The sequence below is a fragment of the Pelagimonas sp. genome, assembly GCF_058892305.1.
Genome location: NZ_JBZXVN010000030.1, coordinates 108,488 through 126,709, shown reverse-complemented (window position 1 = coordinate 126,709; position 18,222 = coordinate 108,488). Strand labels below are relative to the sequence as shown.

Here is an 18,222-nt window from a genome sequence, read left to right as displayed (position 1 = left end):
TGCGGCCTAAGCCTTTTGTAATTTCAGAGCTTCCTGCCCGGCGCTTTTGATCAATTCCTGCATAAAGGGTTTGGTCAAATCTTCCGTTCGCGTCGCCGCGTAAAGACGCCGGGTCAGCCCCTCTTTTGTTAGCGGCCTGGTGATATAATCAGAGCTATATTTCACCTCGCGCACCACCCAATCCGGCAAAACAGACACGCCGCGATTGGACGCCACAAGCAACAAGATCACCGCCGTCAATTCGACTTGGCGAATGGCTGCGGGTTCAACTTTGGCGGGGGTTAACAGCTGGCTGAAAATGTCCAACCGCGCGCGATCGACCGGATAGGTGATCAATGTTTGGCCGCGAAAATCCTCGGCGTCGATGTGGTTCTTTTCCGCCAGAGGATGGTTTGACGCGGCCACAAAGACCGGGCTGTAGTCAAACAAGGGGGTAAATGTGACGCCTGCGATGTCTTCGGGATCGGACGAAATCACCACGTCGACCTCTTCTTTTATCAACGCTGGCAACGCGTCAAAGGCCAAACCTGGGCGAATATCCACATCCACATCCGGCCAATTTTTGCGAAACCCTTCCAGCACCGGAAACAGCCATTCAAAACAGGCATGGCATTCAATTGCGATGTGGAGCCGCCCCGAGCTCCCGGCACGCAACCCCATAAATTCTTCTTGCAGGGCCTCGACTTGTGGCAAAATTTGATTGGCGAGCCGAAGTAAACGCATCCCCGCCGCCGAGAGTTTCAGCGGCTTGGACCGGCGGACAAAAAGCTCAACTCCGGCTTGATCCTCAAGGCCTTTGATCTGATGGCTCAGAGCTGATTGCGTAATATTGAGCTGATCTGCCGCCTTCGCGAGACCGCCACATTCGTGTATGGCTTTGACCGTGCGCAGGTGGCGAAACTCGATATGCATATTTGCCTCATGTTTGTGATGAGAATTATGAATTTGCTTCACCAATGCCAAAATGCGACAAGCAGCGCAAGTAAAGCGACCTCCGCCCGGCCATTCGGGCACGACAAAACAAGCACAGGACCCTCCCATGCGCCCGCAAATCTCGTTCGAATTCTTTCCGCCCCGCAATGTTGAAGGCACCTTTCGGCTCTGGGATGCGGTTCAGGTTCTCTCGCCTTTGGACCCGCGCTTTGTGTCGGTCACCTATGGCGCCGGTGGGACAACGCGTGATCTAACCCGTGATGTTGTCGCGACGCTGCACAAGCATTCCGGTCTGGCCACGGCGGCGCATTTGACCTGTGTTGATGCCACCCGCGCCGAAACCTTGGAAATTGCCCAAGGCTTTGCCGCCGCTGGGGTTTCTGACATTGTTGCCCTTCGTGGCGATCCGCCCAAAGGGGCCGATACATTCACCCCACACCCCGACGGGTTCGCCAATTCGGTTGAGCTGATCGAAGCGCTTTCCAGCACCGGGGATTTCAACATTCGCGTTGGGGCCTACCCCGATATTCACCCCGAAGCCGCCGATGCGCAGGCTGATATCGAGTGGCTCAAGCGCAAGCTTGATGCCGGGGCCTCCGAGGCTCTGACCCAGTTTTTCTTCGAAGCCGAGACGTTCCTGCGCTTCCGCGATGCCTGTGCCAAGGCGGGAATCGACAAGCAAATCATCCCCGGCATCCTGCCGATCGAAAACTGGAAGGGTGCGCGTAACTTTGCCAAACGGTGCGGCACACATATTCCGGCGTGGGTCGACGAAGCCTTTACCAAAGCTGCCCGTGACAATCGCGAAGATCTTCTTGCCACGGCGATTTGCACCGAGCTCTGCAGCGAGTTGTTAGACGAAGGCGTTGAAAACCTGCACTTTTACACACTCAACCGCCCTGAGCTAACCCGCGACGTTTGCTTTGCCTTGGGTGTCACTCCAAAGGCAAAGTTTGAGAACGTGGCCTAAAAAATCCTTGTGACTGCCATGTTTTGATCACCTATAAAGGGTATTTGTAATTCAAATTGCCCTTTATAGAGTTTCCTATGCGTGACCTAACTCAAAAAGCCTATCTTTTGCTTCTCCGCCTGTCTGGCACCTATACCGTCGCCTTTTCGATCCTCTTTTTCGCAGGTTTGCCAAAGGCTTTTGACCGGGATGCCTCTGTTCTGATCCCTAGCATTCTTGTGCTCGGCATTACCTCGGCGGCTCTGACCTTGGCCGTTCCCAAATGGACACCAAGCTCCCTCTCGCATCCCAAAACCGGCATCCATCTCCTTCAAAACGCTTTTAGTCTGGCCATTGCGACCATCGCCTTTGCGCTGATGCCAATGACGGCTTTGATCATTTGGGAAATATCCGAACCACTCTCCAAAAACCTATCCGTGCTACTTGGGGTGATTACCCTTGCCCTTATGGGGCTGTGTTGGTGGCTCGCGCTGGCATTGGCCATTTGGCCGCGCCCCGAAGAGACCTCCGGGGCGATCGCCTAGCCCGTTAAACCGGTGCGCGCTTGGTCAGGCCCAGTTTGGCGCGGACCTCATCCGGGCCAATCACCCGCGCGCCCATTCCCTCGATCACACCACGGGCGCGGGTCACAAGCTGCGCGTTGGTGGCCAAAACGCCCTTGTCCAACCACAGGTTATCCTCAAGCCCGACCCGAACGTTGCCGCCGGCCAAAATCGCCGCCGCCGCATAGGCCATTTGGTTGCGCCCCAAAGCAAAGGCGCTAAACGTCCAATCATCAGGCACATTATTGACCATCGCCATAAAGGTGTTGAGATCATCCGGCGCGCCCCATGGCACCCCCATGCAAAGCTGTACCAAGGCCGGGCTGTCCAACACCCCTTCTTTGACCAACTCCTTGGCAAACCACAAATGCCCGGTGTCAAAGGCCTCGATCTCGGGTTTTACCCCCATCTCGGTCATCATCTTGCCCATGGCGCGCAACATGCCCGGCGTGTTGGTCATAACATAATCGGCTTCGGCAAAATTCATCGTGCCGCAATCTAACGTGCAAATCTCGGGCCGGCATTCCGCCACATGGGCGACGCGTTCCTCGGCCCCGATCATGTCGGTTGCCGCCTTATTGACCGGAAAAGGTGCGTCAGTCGGGCCAAAAACAATGTCGCCGCCCATGCCCGCCGTTAGGTTCAACACAACATCGACGTCGCTATCACGGATGCGGTCCGTCACTTCCCGATAAAGCTTCAAATCCCGCGATGGCACACCGGTTTCCGGGTCACGTACATGGCAATGTACAATCGCCGCCCCGGCTTTGGCCGCGTCAATCGCACTCTCAGCGATCTCTTTGGGGGAACGTGGTACATGCGGGCTGCGGTCTTGGGTGCTGCCCGAACCGGTGACAGCGGCGGTGATGAAGACCTCTTTGTTCATGGTCAATGGCATGGCTGCCTCCTTTCAATTTTCATGCAACGTCTGGCGGGATGGTGGGCGGGGCGACGTGCCCCGGCACGAGCGGCGACAAACATCACCGCCCCTTCCAAACCGGATCCCGCTTTTCGGCAAAGGCCTTGGCCCCCTCCAACTGATCCTCACTGCGATACAATTTCTCAACTGTTTCAAACTGCGATTTGGTGATCTTGTTCAACGCGTCTTGAAACTTCATATCTTCCGCCTCGCGCACCACTTCCTTGATCGCCGCAAACACCAAGGGTGGACCGGCCGCCAAAGCATCCGCCATCTCGCGCGCCTTGGTCATCAAATCACCGGCCGGGTGAATCTGATTAATCATCCCCCAACGCGCCGCCTCTTCGGCATCTATCCATCTGCCTGTGAACAACATTTCCATCGCGATGTGGTAGGGAATGCGCTTGGGTAGCTTGATGCTCGCCGCATCCGCCACCGTTCCAGACCGGATTTCCGGCAAGGCGAAACTGGCGTGTTCCGCCGCTAGAATAATATCGCCAGAAAGCGCCAATTCCAAACCGCCGCCACAGCAAATCCCGTTCACTGCCATGATCACTGGCTTGTTCAAGCCGCGCAATTCCTGCAATCCGCCAAAGCCGCCAACCCCATAATCACCATCCACGGCGTCCCCATCGGCAGCGGCCTTCAAATCCCATCCGGGACAGAAAAACTTCTCACCCGCCGCGGTCACAAGCGCGACGCGCAACTCCGGATCGTCACGAAATCCGGTGAACACCTCGCCCATGATCCGACTTGTGGCCAAATCAATCGAATTCGCCTTGGGCCGATCCAGTGTCACTTCAAACACATGGCCACGACGTTCGGTTCGAATGGGTCCTGTCATGCTTGCTTCTCCAATCTGATCAACGCATCCACCGCCACAGCCCCTTTAGGGAGACATAGCAGCGGGTTAATTTCAACTTCGCCAACCGACCCCGCATGGGCGATCACATAGTCCTGAACCGCAAGAACGGCGTTTACAATCGCCTTCACATCCGCCGCCTCTGCGCCCCGATACCCGGACAACAATGGCGCGATCCGCAAGGATTCCAGTGCAGAGACAAGCCCCCCCTCGTCCACCGGTAGCAAAAGCGACACCGTATCCTGCATAATTTCAGTCAAAACCCCGCCCGCGCCCAGCGTCAAAACATAGCCATGCGCCGGGTCGCGCGTCACACCAACCAACACTTCGGCCACGGCCCCCGAAATCATCTGTTCAACAAGGTAGCCGTGCGCGGCCATGTCCTCAGCTACCCCAATCACATCCGACGGTGAGCAAAGGTTTCCTTTCACCGCCCCGGCCTCGGTTTTATGGACAAAGCCTTCGCCCTTCAAAACAACTGGAAACCCGATTTCCTGCGCTGCCATTCCCGCCTCTTCAACCGAACAAACACGGCGTGAACGTGGAACCATCAGCCCATGCTCGGCCAAGGTTGCCTTGGCGGCCCCTTCGCTCAAAATCGATTGGGCATCCGCCGCATCTCCCGGCCCAGCCTCAGAACCGGCACCGTTTTGAGGGCGCAATATTGGCGTTGACGTAGGCCCATGTGCCCCCAACCAAACCGCTGCCGACACCCCTTCCATGGCTTCCCCAATACCACACAGCGGGATCACTCCGCGCGCCATCAAATCTTGGGCGACATGCTCTGGCATGGTTTCCGGCAGGCTGGCCAATACCGCCATTGTCCGCCCGGTCTCTTTCGCCGCGGCAACCACAGCGTCGGTGACCCTGTCCCACTCCCCGGCATCACAGCGATCTAACCGCGGGAAATCCAACACAACGATCCCAAGTGCCAATGCCCCCGTTGCCATCATCGCGCTAAAACAAGCGGTCATCGCAGGGCCGTCGTTCCAAATATAGGTATGGTAATCCAATGGGTTGGCCAAAGCGACCTTCGGCCCAAGCGCCTTGCGCAAGGCCTCTTCTTGATCCGCACCTAACGCAGGAAAGTAGAGGTTCAAACCAAGGACACTATCAGCCATCAAACTGGCCTCGCCGCCCGAACAAGACATCGACGCGATACCACCATGTTCCAACGGACCGCTGCAATGCAGAACCTTCAAAGCCTCCAAAAGCCCCGCCAACGATCCCACCTGCGCCATGCCCAGCCGGGCCAGCAAGGCCCGTGCCCCCGCATCCGACCCCGCCAGAGACGCCGTATGAGAGATCGTGGCAGCACTGGCTTGTTCAGACGCGCCGACCTTGAGCGCAACAATACGTTTGCCAAGATTGAATGCCTTGGCCGCCAAGGCTTCAAAGCGGCGAATGTCTGCAATCCCTTCGATATGCAAACCAAGGGCCGTGACCCGAGGGTCATCCAAAACCGCCATGCCCAACTCGGCCAAATCCGTTTGGGCCTGATTGCCAACGGTGCCTAGATAGGCAATCGGCAATCCGCGTGTTTGCATGGTCAGGTTCAAAGCGATGTTCGAGCTTTGAGTCAAGATCGCGACGCCGCTTTCGACCTGCGTCATGCCGTGGTGGTCCGGCCACAGGGCGGCACCATCTAACGCGTTGATAAATCCATAACAATTGGGGCCCAATAGGCGCATTTGACCCGAGGCTCCGAGCAAAGCAGCTTGAAGATCAGCACCATTGCCAAGCTCGGCCTGTGCCTCTTGAAACCCAGATGCAAAGCACACGGCCCCGCCGGTACCGCGTTCCGCCAAATGCCGAACCGCCTCAACCGTGACCTCGCGGTTCACACCAACAAAGGCCGCATCCGGAGCCGAAGGCAGCACGTCGATCGACGCATAGGCCGCCACACCGCCAACCTCGGACCGTTTGGGATGAACCGGCCAAATATCCCCAGCAAACCCAATTTTGCGACATTCCCGAATGACGTTGACGCACCACGCCCCCCCGCCAATCACCGCGATGCTCTGCGGCTTCAACAAACGCGACAGATTACCTGACATGTGCCCTCGCCTCTTGCGGTGCAAATTCCGTGCACGGAATTTGGCCCAGCCTCACGCTCTACGCCCCCATTGGGCGAAAGAGATCGCGGCTGATGATGTGGCGCTGAATCTCAGACGTGCCGTCCCAAATCCGTTCAACCCGCGCATCGCGCCAAAAGCGCTCAATCGGGAAGTCATCCATCAACCCCATACCGCCAAAAATTTGCAATGTTGTATCCGTCACCCGCGCCAACATTTCGCTGGCATATAGCTTGGCCGAGGCAATTTCTCGGTTCGCTGGCAAGCCTTGATCCAAACGCCATGCGCCCGATAACGTCAGCCAATCCGCCGCGTCGATTTCGGTGATCATATCGGCAACCTGAAAACTCACGCCCTGAAACTTGGCAATCGGCTGGCCAAATTGTTTGCGCTCGGCGGCATAGTCCAAGGCATAGTCAAAACAGCGCCGCGCCCGACCGACGCAAAAGGCCGCCACGGTCAAACGGGTCGCATAGAGCCATTCGTTCATGACCTCAAACCCGCCATCCACCTCGCCCAAAACCTGCGCATCCGGCAGGCGGCAGTCATCAAAACTCAGGATGTAATTCTTGTAACCTTTGTGGCTGACCGAGTGATACCCCTCGCGGACGTCAAAACCCGGATGGCCACGGTCGACCAGAAAACAAGTGATCCGCTTTTTCGGCCCCTTAGGGGTGTCATCGACACCTGTCGCTACAAAGACGATAAAGAAATCAGCATGTTCCGCGCCGGAAATGAAGTGCTTGGACCCATTCACAACCCAATCACCACCATCGCGTCGCGCCTGACATTTCATCCCACGCACATCTGACCCGGCATCCGGTTCCGTCATTGCCAGCGCGTCCATTCGCTCGCCCCGCACCGCAGGCAGTAGGTATTTGTCACGCTGGTCACCGGTGCAGGCCATCAAGATGTTTTGGGGACGCCCAAAGAAATGGGTGAGCGCCATCGACCCGCGGCCCAACTCACGTTCAACCAAGGTGAAATCCATGTGAGACAGTCCAGCGCCGCCGACCTCTTCGGGAAAGTTGCAGGCATAGAAACCGAGATCGATGCATTTCTGCTTGATCTGCTCCCCCAGCTCATGAGGCACCTGCCCGCTGTGCTCAACCTCGGCTTCATGAGGGTAAATCTCGTTCTCGACAAAACTGCGGACGGTCGAGACGATCATCTCCTGCTCTTCTGACAAACCAAAATGCATGCGGCGCTCCTTGAGTTCTGCACAAAAGGTAACTTTGGCTCGCCAGTTTTAATCATGCATGATACGGCGTCGACCATGCACAAGTCGAACCCCATCCCCAAAACACGCAAAATCGGCGTTTTGCTTTTTGAGCAATTCTCCAATCACGCCTTGGCCAACGCCGTGGAGCCCCTGCGTGCCGCCAATTCTTTGGGGCGTCAAAACCTATATGATTGGCATTTCTTGGGGATTGAAAACGGGACGGTCATATCGTCGAGCGGATTGCCGGTGACACCCGATGGCACGCTGAGCAATCATCCCGGCGGCGACCTGTTGTTGGTCTTGCCCAGCTATGGGTTCAAGGATCAGGGCACACCGCAAACCCTACGTGCCTTGCGCGCCGCGCGGTCGCGGTTTAAGCAGATTGCCGGGTTGGACATGGGGTCGTGGCTTTTGGCAAAGGCCGGATTACTGGAGGGGCAACGCGCCACCATTCATTGGGATGAGATCACCCATTTTGCCGAGCGTTTTCCAGAGGTTGAGGTGCGAGAAGATCGCTATATTGCCCAAGGGTCTATCTTATCCTGTGGTGGGGCTAGCACGACAATGGAGCTGATGCTTGACCTGATCGGCCAGCATCACGGCACGATGCTGCGGCTCGAAGTGGCGGCCTTGTTTATGCATGGCGAACGGGACCCGGCCGAGATCGCACCGGTGCGCATGGGCGACAATCAAGTTGTCCAAGCCGCCGTCGCAATCATGCGGCGTACCACCGAAGCCCCCCTTCCCCTTGAGGCCATCGCCAAGCGGCTGGGTCTGGGCTTGCGCGCCTTGGAAAAGCATTTCGTCAGCGCCACCGGGCATAGCCCGCGCAGTGTGTATTTGTCACTTCGGCTTGGGGTGGCGCGGCGATTGGTGGAACAAACGCGGCTATCGGTCACCGAAATCGCCACCCGCTGTGGATATGAAGATCCAAGCGCTCTCACCCGCGCCTTTAGACGCGAATTTGGCATGACACCACGCGATATGCGCAAGGGCGCGCCCTAGAAGGTTGACCCTAGTCGACGTCCTCTTCAACCTCTTGATAGAACTGACGGATTTGCTGTTTCAGAATACTCAGGTGATTGCGTAGCTCTGCCTGAAAAGCTGCGGAATCTCGGGCACGCAGGGCCGCCATAATCGCCTGATGCTGGGCAAAAACACGGTCTTGGTTACGCCCCACACGCGATCCCAAAAACCGGGCACGCCAAAGCCGCGACAACAAGGATCGATGGGTTTCGGCCAAGGGGATATTGTGCGAGGCCCGCACAATCGCGACATGAAATTCCATATCAATCTCAAAGAGATCAATTTCATCAATCGCGTCTGCCTTCTCCTCCATCCGGGTTTGGATCGCAGCGATTTGGTCAATTTCTTCATCGGTGGCTTTGGCACAGGCCAATTCTCCCGACAACAGCTCAAGCGCACGGACCAAATCCATGCAATCGCTGATTTCTTTCCACGATGGGTCGGCAACAATCGGGCTTCGAGACGGACGTAAAACCACCAACCCTTCGTTGGCCAATTGGCGAATCGCCTCGCGCATCGGTGTGCGACTCACCCCCATCTCGGCGGCATTGTCCCGTTCTTTGATCGGAGAGCCGGGCGCAAGATCGCCACGCAAAATCCCCCGCCGTAGGCGGTTTGCGATATGCTCAAAGCGGTTTTCTTCTGCCATGCCCTTCTTAGCCCTCTTTCAGGTTGGGTCCTTGTTCGAACCCTGACCGAAAATGTCGAGTGCAAAATTTGGTATACCAAAATCTGTTGATTGTCGACCACGCTTTCGCTAGCGTGAGGCCTAGATGGTATACCATCTTGTGCAAGGGTCACAAAAAAGACCCTTAAAAACAACGGCGACAGCAGGAGTGTCGCCTTCGGGGAGGAAAGAATGAAACTTAAGAAGATGATTCTAAATTCAGTTGCTGGCGCGGCATTGGCCGTTGCGGGTGGCGCGGCTATGGCTGCTGATGTGACCCTGCGGATCCAGACGCACTATGCGCCTGAAACCGTATCCGGTCAGTTGGCCCAACAATTCGCAAATGACGTTGAACTGATGTCCGGCGGGGCGATCGACATTGAAATGTTCTTCTCGTCATCTGTTGTGGCCTCGGTTGAAACCTTTGACGCGGCGGCCAACGGCATTCTGGACTGCGACATGACAGGTGGCGGTTATCAGACCGGTAAAAACCCGGCGTTCCAGTTCGTTGGAGACATCATGGGCGGCTACGACACGCCTTACCAACAGCTGAGCTGGCTCTATCACGGTGGCGGCTACGACGCGGCCCAAGAACTCTATAACGGCTTTGGCATGCAGCTTGTTGGCTGGTGGGTTTACGGTCAGGAATCGCTGGCCTCTTCCAAGCCAATCGACGGCCCTGCCGCCTTCAAAGACTGGAAATTCCGCTCACCTCCCGGCATGGAAACCAAAATCTTCGAAAAGCTGGGTGCCAAGCCGATCGTGATGGATTTCACCGAAATCTTTACCGCGCTTGAAACCGGTATCATCGACGGTGCCGATGCCTCGGGTCTGGCCAACAACGTAGGTCTAGGTCTCTATGATCTGGTGAAACACGCCAACTATCCTGGCTTCCACTCTATGCCGTCGGATCACTTGGCCTGCAACAAAATGGTTTGGGATGGTCTGAGCGACAGCCATCGCGCCATCATGGACACCGCCATGCAAAAGCTGGCGCTGCAGACCGCACTGACCTTTGAGAAGAAAAATGCCGAAGCTGCGGCTCAGCTGCGCGCCGATGGTGTGACGCTTCACGCTTGGTCTGACGAAGACCTGCAAGCGTTCCGTGACGCAGCCCAGGCCACATGGCCCGAGTTCGCCACAACGGACGAAGCCAAGGCGCTGGTTTCCAGCCACCTTGGTTACCTCAAGCAGCTGGGTCTCGTCTCCGAGTAACCCGTGTCTGAATAAGCCCTTGGGCTGACTGACTGCCCGGCGCGTGGCCCACCCGCGCGCCGGGATCAGTTTTCCTTCCATCCAAGGAAAATCTCTATGTCCTCACCTTCTGTCTGGCTTGGTCCCGCCCGCCAGCCCGTTCGGTTACTGATGATCGGATTTGGTGCCGCCGCCCTGCTTCTGGTTGGCGGCCTTGCTTTCTCTAACGCCTTTCTGGGCAGCGAAGTCGGCATACACCAGATGCTGCGTCCCGAAGGGCGTTTGATCGTCTATCTGACCCTCTTCGTCGTCTTTGGCGCGGTGTTTTTTGCCTCGGTCTATCTCTCCGATACGGTCGGTTCGATCGAAAGCGAACCGGCTGGCTTTTTCGATGTTGTCTCGCTGGTGTCTTCGCGCATCGCGATGATCATGTTGCCCCTGATCGTGATCGTGATGTTTTACGAAGTCATCTCGCGCTACGTCTTTGCCTCCGGTACGCTCTGGGCCAATGAGCTTTCACTCTGGCTCGCCGGTTTTTTGTTTTTGCTATCTGGGCTTTACGCCATGCAGCAACGCAGCCACATCCGTATTTATATCATCTACGATATGATGCCACATTGGATGCAAAAACTGTCGGATTGCATCTCGGTGTTCCTGATCTGGGTTTTTGCCTTTTGCCTATTTTGGGGCGGCTATTCCGAAGCCAAGGCCAAATTCATACGGATGGAGACCTTTGGCACCGCCTGGGATCCCCCCATTCCGGCCACGATCAAGCCGATGATCATTATCATGATCGTCATGGTGGCCATCCAAGCGCTGTCTAACCTGATCGCGGATTGGCACAAAGCTCCTGAACATCACTCTCCTGCGGATGAGATTGACGAAACAGAAATCGAAAACATTCGCCGCACGCTAGAAGTCTCTGGGGAGGATAAATAATGGTTGATGTCGGCACACTTAGCCTGATTTTGCTGCTGGGCATGTTTGCCCTGCTGGCAATCGGCATGCCGCTTGGCTTTGCCTCTGCCTTTTTGGCAGTTGCAACATTGTTGATGAAATTTGGCCCTGACTTGATGTTTGGCCGCTTTGGCATGGGGCCGTTTAACGTTCTGGGTCAGGCGGTCTACCGACAAATGACCAACTATGTGCTCATATCGGTGCCGCTCTTCATATTCATGGCCGCGCTGCTGGAACGCTCCGGTATTGCGCGGGATATGTACAGCTCTCTGAACGTCTGGATGAGCCGGATGCGCGGTGGTATTGCCATCGTGACGTCGATCATGGCCGTGGTCATGGCGGCGATGTCGGGTATCATCGGCGGCGAAGTTGTTCTGCTTGGTCTGATTGCCCTGCCGCAAATGTTGCGCCTTGGCTACAACCAGAACCTCGCCATTGGGACAATCTGCGCCTCTGGATCCTTGGGAACCATGATCCCGCCCTCGATCGTTTTGATCTTTTACGGGCTGGTGACGGAAACCTCGATCAAGGCGCTGTTCACCGCGTCGTTCTTACCGGGGTTCATGTTGGCGTCCTTCTTTATCGTCTACATCATCATCCGCACGCAAATGGACCCGGATCAAGCCCCCTTGCCCCCCGAAGACCCAGACGCCCCCGCCGGGAGCGAAAAGGGCATGATGTTCCTCGGGTTCTTGGCACGCTTTGGCATGTGGGTGTCCGGTGTGATCTTTGCGCGGGCGCTGTTCTTTACCGTGACCGGCGAAAACGCCATCACCGAAGGCGTTGACCCGATCCCGTTGGGAATGGTGTCTGACATTCCTTGGATCGTCGGGGCCTTTGTTCTCTGCGCCTTGGTCGTCTTTGTCATCGTTGGGCGCGAACGCACCGCAATCGGCTGGGACATGGGCAAAGGTCTGATCGCCCCGACGGTGGTGATCGGCGTTGTGCTTGGCTCGATCTATGGCGGTATCACCGGCATCACCGAAGCGGCGGGCATGGGCGTTGTCGCCGTCTTTGTCATTGGCTTGATCCGACGTGAGATGACCTTTGATATTGTTTGGGACGCGGTCATGCGGACCATCAAATCGACCGGCACCATCATTTGGGTCACCATTGGCGCGGCGGCTTTGGCTGCGGCCTATACGCTTGCGGGGGGGCCGACCTTTGTGGCCAACACCATTGTTGGGGCCGATATGCCGACGATGGGGATCATTCTGGTGATGATGGTTGTGTTCCTGATCATGGGGATGTTCATGGATTGGGTTGGCATTGTTCTGTTGATCATGCCGGTTTTCCTCCCAATCGTGATGAAACTGCCACCCGAGGAAATTGGGTTCCTTGGCTCGGTTGATGCCAAGTATATCCCGATTTGGTTTGGTGTGGTGTTCTGTATGAACATGCAGGTGTCCTTCCTGTCGCCCCCCTTTGGTCCTGCGGCCTTCTATCTGAAATCCGTGGCTCCGGCGCATATCTCGCTGACCGATATCTTCAAAGGGTTCCTGCCCTTTATCGCCCTGCAATTGCTGGCGCTCTCGGTTTTGCTGATCTGGCCACCAATCGTCACGATCTTTTTGTAAACTGATCGGGCCCCAAGACCGGGGCCCGGCCTCAAACATTTCCGGTTCTGCACCGGACACAACAACAAATTGCCCCGGGGTCCGTCCCGGGGCAGACTTATGAAAGACTGCTGACCATGAGCATCACCCGCCTGTCCCCCCAAGACAATGTCGCCACGGCCCTGACCACACTTCAACCGGGCCAATCCGAGGCAACCGAAATTATCCCACGCGGTCACAAGCTGGCGCTTCGCGACATTCAGGCGGGGGAAAAAGTACAAAAATACGCCCAAACCATTGGTTTTGCCTCGTGCGATATTGCCAAAGGCGCGCATGTCCATTCGCATAACCTCGAATTTCGCAACGTTGAGGCCGACTATGGCTTTGCCACCAATCTGCGCTCCGTTGCCCCCGCCGCAACCCAAGACAGCTTTATGGGTTATCGCCGCGACACCGGTCGTGTCGGCACCCGCAATTACATCGCCGTTCTGACCTCGGTGAATTGTTCGGCCACGGCGGCACGGATGATTGCACAGGCCTTTACCCCCGAGGTTTTGGCCGACTATCCGAACGTCGATGGCGTCACCGCCTTTGTGCATGGCACCGGTTGTGGCATGGGTGGCGACGGCACCGGATTCGAAGCACTGCAGCGGGTGATGTGGGGCTATGCCCGCAACCCCAATGTCGGCGGCGTTCTTATGGCCGGACTTGGCTGTGAGATGAACCAGATCGATTGGTTGATCGAATCCTATGGGCTCAAACCCGGCCCGCTTTTTCAATCAATGAACATCCAGGACGTTGGCGGATTGCGCAAAACCGTTGATCTAGGCATTGCCAAAATCAAAGCCATGCTGCCCATCGTCAACGAGGCCAAACGCGAACCCTGCCCCGCTTCTGAGCTGATGGTGGCGCTGCAATGTGGCGGGTCTGATGCCTGGTCCGGCATCACCGCCAACCCGGCGGTGGGCTACGCCTGTGATCTCTTGGTGGCCCAAGGCGGCACCGGCGTTTTGGCCGAAACACCCGAGATTTACGGGGCTGAGCATCTGCTGACCGCCCGCGCCGTGGATGACACCGTCGGCGGCAAATTGGTCGATCTGATCCATTGGTGGGAAGATTACACCGACCGCAACAAGGGCAGCATGGATAACAACCCCTCGCCGGGCAACAAAAAGGGTGGGCTTACCACCATCCTTGAAAAATCGCTTGGCGCGGCGGCCAAGGGCGGAACCTCGCCGCTCACCGGGGTTTATAAATATGCCGAAGCGGTCACGTCAAAAGGGTTCACCTTTATGGATAGTCCGGGCTACGATCCGGCTTCGGTCACCGGGCAGATCGCCTCGGGCTGTAACCTTGTGTGTTTCACTACCGGGCGTGGATCGGCCTTTGGGTCCAAACCTTCGCCCTGCATGAAAGTGGCCACCAACAGCGATATGTACAATCGCCTGACCGATGACATGGACGTCAATGCCGGGCGCATTCTGACCGGTGACGCCTCGATCGAAGAGGTCGGGCGCGAAATCTATGAAATGTGGTTGCGCATGGCCAGCGGTGAAGCCAGCAAATCCGAGGCGCAGGGCCTTGGCGACTACGAATTTGTGCCCTGGCAAATCGGCGCGGTCATGTAATGACGGCGGCCCTTCCCCTTTGTGTGATCGGTGCCGGACAGATCGGGATGCGCCATATTGAGGTTGCTCAGGTGCTTCCCGATGTGGCTCTTGTCGGTGTTGTCGAACCAGATGCCGCCCGGCGGGCGGATTTGGCGGCGCTTGGCTTGCCGATGGTGCCTGATGTCGCCGACCTTCCACAGGGCACCAAAGCCGCCATTGTCGCCACCCCAACCCCGTTGCATTTTCGCGCCACGCGTGACGCCTTGGAACGGGGCATGGGCGTTTTGGTCGAAAAACCGATTGGTGCGTCGATGGACGAGGCCAAAGCGTTGATCCGATTGGCCCGCGCCTTGGGCTTGCCCTTGTTCACGGGGCACCACCGCAGATGTCATCCGTTTAGCATCGCGGCGCGTGATATTCTTTTCAAGATTGGCAAACCCATTGCTTTGCAAGGGTTTTGGTCGATGCGCAAACATGACAGCTACTATGACGTTCCGTGGCGGTGTGCCACCGGTGCCGGCCCGTTGATGACCAACCTCAGCCACGAGGTCGACCTTTTGCGGTTTCTGTTTGGCAATATCACCGAGGTGTCGGCAATGTTGTCAAATGCGGCGCGCCACCTGCCGGTCGAAGATACCGCGACCCTGAATTTGCGCTTTGCCAACGGGGCTTTGGGGTCGTTCCTGATCTCAGATGCCGGGGCCTCGCCTTGGGCTTTCGAGGCCGCCTGTGGTGAAAACCCGGATTTGGCGCAATCGGGTCAAGACTACATTCGCGCCACGGGCACCGAGGGCGCATTGGAGTTCCCATCCCTGACGCTTTGGACCGGGAACAAGAACGAAGCCACCAATTGGCGCACCCCAATGACGCGGGTCGCAGGCCCCGACTTCGACGGCATTGACCCGTTGCGCGAACAAATGCGCCGCTTTGCCCATGTGGTCTCGGGCGGCAAAGACACCCTGCTCTGCAGCGCCGAAGACGGGCTGGCAGCGCTAGAAATTTCATTGGCCGCCACATTGTCAGGCCAGACCGGGATGCCGGTCCGGGCGGGCGGTGTGCCCGGCGACTATACAGGAGCATGAGATGAGCAAAGAACATATCGGATTTATTGGATTGGGCCTAATGGGGCGCGCCATGGTCGAATGCCTGCAAAAGGACGGCTACAACGTCACTGTTTTGGGCAACCGCGACCGCACTGGCGTCGAAGAGGCCCTAGCGCGCGGCGGAAGCGAGGCCGCAAATGCCCGCGAGGTGGCAGAAGCGACCGATATCGTCATGTTGTGCATGGGCACCTCTGAGCAGGTCGAGGGCCGCATCTATGGCGATGATGGCGTATTGGCCGGGGTTAAAGAGGGCCAGATCGTTATTGATTTCGGCACGTCCCTGCCCGGTTCGACGATCAAGATCGGCACGGATATCGACGCCAAAGGCGCGTTTTACATGGATGCCCCAATTGGGCGGACCCCGGCCCATGCGGTGGACGGGTTGTTGAACCTAATGTGCTCTGGCGACAAAGGCGCGTTTGATCGCGCCAAGCCCGTGTTGGATGTGCTGGGCGAAAACGTCTTTCATTTGGGCAAGTTGGGCAGCGGTCACACGATCAAGCTGATCAACAACTTCTTTGCACAGACCGTTGCCATGGGCATGGCCGAGGCCTTTGTCACAGCAGATGCCGCCGAGATTGATCGCCAAGCCCTATATGATGTGATGGCCGCGGGGCCGTTGCGCTCGGGCATGATGGACTTCATTCGCAATTATGCGGTTGATGGCCAGATCGATTTGGCGTTCTCTGTGGACAACGCTGGCAAAGATGTTGGCTATTTCCGCGAAATGTCCGCCGAGTTGGGCTTGAACAGCCGCATGTCGGCCTGTGCCAGTAACATCTTGAACGAAGCCCGTGATGGTGGTGAAGGCGACATGATGGTACCGGAAATGGTTGACTGGATGAGTCGCAACCTACCCAAAGGATAAGCAATGGCCACCACCGCCCCCCGCGAAGAGCGCACCAAAGCCGGTGTGTTGCTGATGGCTTTAGCGGTGGTGTTTTTCACCTGCATCGACACAACAGCGAAATGGCTGATCCTCACCGGTTTGCCCGCCCTTCAGGTGGTGTTTGCCCGGTATTTCGGCCATTTCATATCGGCCTTTGGGTTCTTCATGCTGCGTGAGGGGCCAAGCGCCTTTCGCACCCAACACCCTTGGCAACAGGCGCTTCGGGCGTTCTTCTTGCTGGGAAGCACGATCTGTAACTTTATAGCGCTGCAATATTTGCCGATCACCGTGACCACGACAATCATGTTCGCCGGGCCGATTGTGATCACGCTTTTGGCGATCCCACTGCTGGGGGAACAAGTTGGTATCCGCCGGATTGCCGCCGTCTGTGTTGGGTTTCTAGGCGTGTTGGTTGTGATGCAGCCTTGGGGCACGGCCTATCACCCGGCGATGTTTCTCAACATTTTGGCGATCACTCTGGCCTCGCTTTACTTTATCATGACGCGCAAAATGGCCGGCCGCGAAAGCAATGCCGCACAACAGCTTTGGGCAAGCGGTATTGCGACGCTGGTCCTGATCCCTGTGGTGCTGCCAATCTGGGTCTGGCCAAGCGCCAAGGCTTGGCCCGCCTTTCTGATCATTGGGGTCTTTGGGGCTCTCGGTCATATCAGCGCGACAACCGCACATCGTCTGGCTGATGCGTCGATCCTTGCCCCGGTGATCTATATCCAAATCTTTCTGGCGGCTTTGGCCGGTATCCTTGTCTTTGATACCTGGCCAACCCTTTGGACACTTGTTGGTGGCTCAATCATTGTCGCCTCTGGCCTCTATATCTGGCACCGCGAACGGATCAAAACCAGCGCGTGAGACAGGCGGAAAAGCCGTGCACGGCTTTTGCAAATTCCATGCATGGAATTTGGGTGCGCCCGGCCTCTCGCAATCTCGCTTTATCCGCGGCCGATATAGGGCATGCCAGGGGCCATGACGGTCATGAATTGCACATTCGCCTCAAGCGGAAGTTCCGCCATATGCATGACCGAACTTACCACATGCGCAACATCCATTACGGGTTCCACCGCGATAGACCCGTCGGCCTGTGGCACTCCTTGGGTCATGGCCTGCGCCATGTCAGTCAGCGCATTGCCAATGTCGATCTGACCACAGGCGATGTTGAACGCCCGACCATCCAATGAAATCGTCCGCGTCAACCCGGTGATGGCGTGTTTCGACGTGCTATAGGGGGCCGATCCCCAGCGCGGCACATAGGCCGACACCGATCCATTGTTGATGATCCGCCCACCTTGCGGGTCCTGCCGACGCATCCGCGCAAATGCCGCCCGTGCGCAAACAAACGATCCGGTCACGTTGATGTCCATGCACTGGCGGAAATCCTCAACGCTCACCTCATCTATCGGCGCGCCTTTAACACTCACCCCGGCATTGTTGAACAGCGCGTCCAAGCGCCCCCACTCGGCGACCACCGCATCAAAAGCCGCATCAACCTGCGCCTCATCCGTCACATCACAAGGCAAGGCCAAAGCCGCCCCTGCATAGCGATCCGCCAGTGCCTCAAGTGGTTCCGGGCTACGCCCAATCAATCCAACGCGCCATCCCGCGTCCAAAAACGCCTCGGCACAGGCTTTGCCAATTCCACGCCCGGCCCCGGTGATAATAATTGTCTTGCTCATGAAACCTCC

The 18,222-nt window shown here is 57.1% G+C and carries 17 protein-coding genes; 10 read left to right on the top strand and 7 right to left on the bottom strand.

Annotated elements, in window-relative coordinates; translation table 11 throughout:
* Positions 1-6: 6 nt before the first annotated feature.
* Entirely contained in the window at positions 7-912 is a 906-nt protein-coding gene (locus AC5EFR_RS12845; RefSeq protein ID WP_493576197.1) for a LysR family transcriptional regulator, read from the bottom strand.
* A gap of 127 nt (positions 913-1,039) precedes the next feature.
* On the opposite strand from AC5EFR_RS12845, the gene metF reads away from it, so the two are divergent.
* Positions 1,040-1,903, top strand: a complete 864-nt coding sequence (gene metF, locus AC5EFR_RS12840) for a methylenetetrahydrofolate reductase [NAD(P)H] (protein WP_493576196.1) — start codon at positions 1,040-1,042, stop codon at positions 1,901-1,903.
* 77 nt (positions 1,904-1,980) lie between these two features.
* Positions 1,981-2,427 (top strand): hypothetical protein, encoded by a 447-nt coding sequence (locus AC5EFR_RS12835; RefSeq protein WP_493576195.1) that lies wholly within the window; start codon positions 1,981-1,983, stop codon positions 2,425-2,427.
* A gap of 4 nt (positions 2,428-2,431) precedes the next feature.
* On the opposite strand, the gene bcoG is transcribed toward AC5EFR_RS12835, so the two are convergent.
* The 4 genes from bcoG to AC5EFR_RS12815 all read right to left on the bottom strand — a co-directional run bounded on the left by bcoG (position 2,432) and on the right by AC5EFR_RS12815 (position 7,502).
* On the bottom strand, positions 2,432-3,343 hold the full coding sequence (gene bcoG, locus AC5EFR_RS12830) for a 3-dehydrocarnitine:acetyl-CoA trimethylamine transferase BcoG (RefSeq protein WP_493576194.1): 912 nt from the start codon (positions 3,341-3,343) through the stop codon (positions 2,432-2,434).
* Between the two features lie 82 nt (positions 3,344-3,425).
* The gene (locus AC5EFR_RS12825) at positions 3,426-4,208 is read right to left on the bottom strand and encodes a carnitinyl-CoA dehydratase (protein ID WP_493576193.1); all 783 of its coding nucleotides are present in this window, start codon (positions 4,206-4,208) and stop codon (positions 3,426-3,428) included.
* The gene (locus AC5EFR_RS12820; RefSeq protein ID WP_493576192.1) at positions 4,205-6,283 is read right to left on the bottom strand and encodes an acetate--CoA ligase family protein; all 2,079 of its coding nucleotides are present in this window, start codon (positions 6,281-6,283) and stop codon (positions 4,205-4,207) included. Before AC5EFR_RS12820 ends, AC5EFR_RS12825 begins: the two co-directional genes overlap by 4 nt.
* 58 nt (positions 6,284-6,341) lie before the next feature.
* Positions 6,342-7,502 carry an acyl-CoA dehydrogenase family protein gene (locus AC5EFR_RS12815; protein ID WP_493576191.1) on the bottom strand — a complete coding sequence of 387 codons (1,161 nt, stop codon included), beginning with the start codon at positions 7,500-7,502 and terminating at the stop codon, positions 6,342-6,344.
* Between the two features lie 54 nt (positions 7,503-7,556).
* On the opposite strand from AC5EFR_RS12815, the gene AC5EFR_RS12810 reads away from it, so the two are divergent.
* Positions 7,557-8,528 carry a GlxA family transcriptional regulator gene (locus AC5EFR_RS12810; RefSeq protein ID WP_493576190.1) on the top strand — a complete coding sequence of 324 codons (972 nt, stop codon included), beginning with the start codon at positions 7,557-7,559 and terminating at the stop codon, positions 8,526-8,528.
* 10 nt (positions 8,529-8,538) lie between these two features.
* Here the strand turns inward: AC5EFR_RS12810 and AC5EFR_RS12805 are convergent, their stop codons facing one another.
* Positions 8,539-9,198, bottom strand: a complete 660-nt coding sequence (locus tag AC5EFR_RS12805; protein ID WP_493576189.1) for a GntR family transcriptional regulator — start codon at positions 9,196-9,198, stop codon at positions 8,539-8,541.
* 210 nt (positions 9,199-9,408) lie between these two features.
* Between AC5EFR_RS12805 and AC5EFR_RS12800 the strand changes: the two genes are divergently transcribed.
* From AC5EFR_RS12800 to AC5EFR_RS12770, 7 genes are all read left to right on the top strand, one after another.
* Positions 9,409-10,431, top strand: a complete 1,023-nt coding sequence (locus AC5EFR_RS12800) for a TRAP transporter substrate-binding protein (RefSeq protein WP_493576188.1) — start codon at positions 9,409-9,411, stop codon at positions 10,429-10,431.
* Positions 10,432-10,527: 96 nt separating this feature from the next.
* On the top strand, positions 10,528-11,349 hold the full coding sequence (locus tag AC5EFR_RS12795; RefSeq protein WP_493576187.1) for a TRAP transporter small permease subunit: 822 nt from the start codon (positions 10,528-10,530) through the stop codon (positions 11,347-11,349).
* Positions 11,349-12,944 (top strand): TRAP transporter large permease, encoded by a 1,596-nt coding sequence (locus AC5EFR_RS12790; RefSeq protein ID WP_493576186.1) that lies wholly within the window; start codon positions 11,349-11,351, stop codon positions 12,942-12,944. The genes AC5EFR_RS12795 and AC5EFR_RS12790 overlap by 1 nt, the downstream gene beginning before the upstream one ends.
* 116 nt (positions 12,945-13,060) lie before the next feature.
* Positions 13,061-14,551, top strand: coding sequence for a UxaA family hydrolase (locus tag AC5EFR_RS12785; protein ID WP_493576185.1), 1,491 nt, complete (start codon positions 13,061-13,063; stop codon positions 14,549-14,551).
* The gene (locus tag AC5EFR_RS12780; protein ID WP_493576184.1) at positions 14,551-15,615 is read left to right on the top strand and encodes a Gfo/Idh/MocA family protein; all 1,065 of its coding nucleotides are present in this window, start codon (positions 14,551-14,553) and stop codon (positions 15,613-15,615) included. The genes AC5EFR_RS12785 and AC5EFR_RS12780 overlap by 1 nt, the downstream gene beginning before the upstream one ends.
* Position 15,616: 1 nt before the next feature.
* Positions 15,617-16,504, top strand: coding sequence for an NAD(P)-dependent oxidoreductase (locus AC5EFR_RS12775; RefSeq protein WP_493576183.1), 888 nt, complete (start codon positions 15,617-15,619; stop codon positions 16,502-16,504).
* Between the two features lie 3 nt (positions 16,505-16,507).
* A complete protein-coding gene (locus AC5EFR_RS12770) occupies positions 16,508-17,392 on the top strand; it encodes a DMT family transporter (protein WP_493576182.1) in 885 nt (294 codons plus the stop codon).
* An 80-nt stretch (positions 17,393-17,472) separates the two neighbouring features.
* On the opposite strand, the gene AC5EFR_RS12765 is transcribed toward AC5EFR_RS12770, so the two are convergent.
* Positions 17,473-18,213 (bottom strand): SDR family oxidoreductase, encoded by a 741-nt coding sequence (locus tag AC5EFR_RS12765; RefSeq protein WP_299925731.1) that lies wholly within the window; start codon positions 18,211-18,213, stop codon positions 17,473-17,475.
* Between the last annotated feature and the right edge of the window lie 9 nt (positions 18,214-18,222).

Bases quoted from the DNA above. Each gene is read 5' to 3' on its own strand.
- AC5EFR_RS12845 (WP_493576197.1), bottom strand. From the start codon at position 912: ATGCATATCGAGTTTCGCCACCTGCGCACGGTCAAAGCCATACACGAA.
- metF (WP_493576196.1), top strand. From the start codon at position 1,040: ATGCGCCCGCAAATCTCGTTCGAATTCTTTCCGCCCCGCAATGTTGAA.
- AC5EFR_RS12835 (WP_493576195.1), top strand. From the start codon at position 1,981: ATGCGTGACCTAACTCAAAAAGCCTATCTTTTGCTTCTCCGCCTGTCT.
- bcoG (WP_493576194.1), bottom strand. From the start codon at position 3,343: ATGCCATTGACCATGAACAAAGAGGTCTTCATCACCGCCGCTGTCACC.
- AC5EFR_RS12825 (WP_493576193.1), bottom strand. From the start codon at position 4,208: ATGACAGGACCCATTCGAACCGAACGTCGTGGCCATGTGTTTGAAGTG.
- AC5EFR_RS12820 (WP_493576192.1), bottom strand. From the start codon at position 6,283: ATGTCAGGTAATCTGTCGCGTTTGTTGAAGCCGCAGAGCATCGCGGTG.
- AC5EFR_RS12815 (WP_493576191.1), bottom strand. From the start codon at position 7,502: ATGCATTTTGGTTTGTCAGAAGAGCAGGAGATGATCGTCTCGACCGTC.
- AC5EFR_RS12810 (WP_493576190.1), top strand. From the start codon at position 7,557: ATGCATGATACGGCGTCGACCATGCACAAGTCGAACCCCATCCCCAAA.
- AC5EFR_RS12805 (WP_493576189.1), bottom strand. From the start codon at position 9,198: ATGGCAGAAGAAAACCGCTTTGAGCATATCGCAAACCGCCTACGGCGG.
- AC5EFR_RS12800 (WP_493576188.1), top strand. From the start codon at position 9,409: ATGAAACTTAAGAAGATGATTCTAAATTCAGTTGCTGGCGCGGCATTG.
- AC5EFR_RS12795 (WP_493576187.1), top strand. From the start codon at position 10,528: ATGTCCTCACCTTCTGTCTGGCTTGGTCCCGCCCGCCAGCCCGTTCGG.
- AC5EFR_RS12790 (WP_493576186.1), top strand. From the start codon at position 11,349: ATGGTTGATGTCGGCACACTTAGCCTGATTTTGCTGCTGGGCATGTTT.
- AC5EFR_RS12785 (WP_493576185.1), top strand. From the start codon at position 13,061: ATGAGCATCACCCGCCTGTCCCCCCAAGACAATGTCGCCACGGCCCTG.
- AC5EFR_RS12780 (WP_493576184.1), top strand. From the start codon at position 14,551: ATGACGGCGGCCCTTCCCCTTTGTGTGATCGGTGCCGGACAGATCGGG.
- AC5EFR_RS12775 (WP_493576183.1), top strand. From the start codon at position 15,617: ATGAGCAAAGAACATATCGGATTTATTGGATTGGGCCTAATGGGGCGC.
- AC5EFR_RS12770 (WP_493576182.1), top strand. From the start codon at position 16,508: ATGGCCACCACCGCCCCCCGCGAAGAGCGCACCAAAGCCGGTGTGTTG.
- AC5EFR_RS12765 (WP_299925731.1), bottom strand. From the start codon at position 18,213: ATGAGCAAGACAATTATTATCACCGGGGCCGGGCGTGGAATTGGCAAA.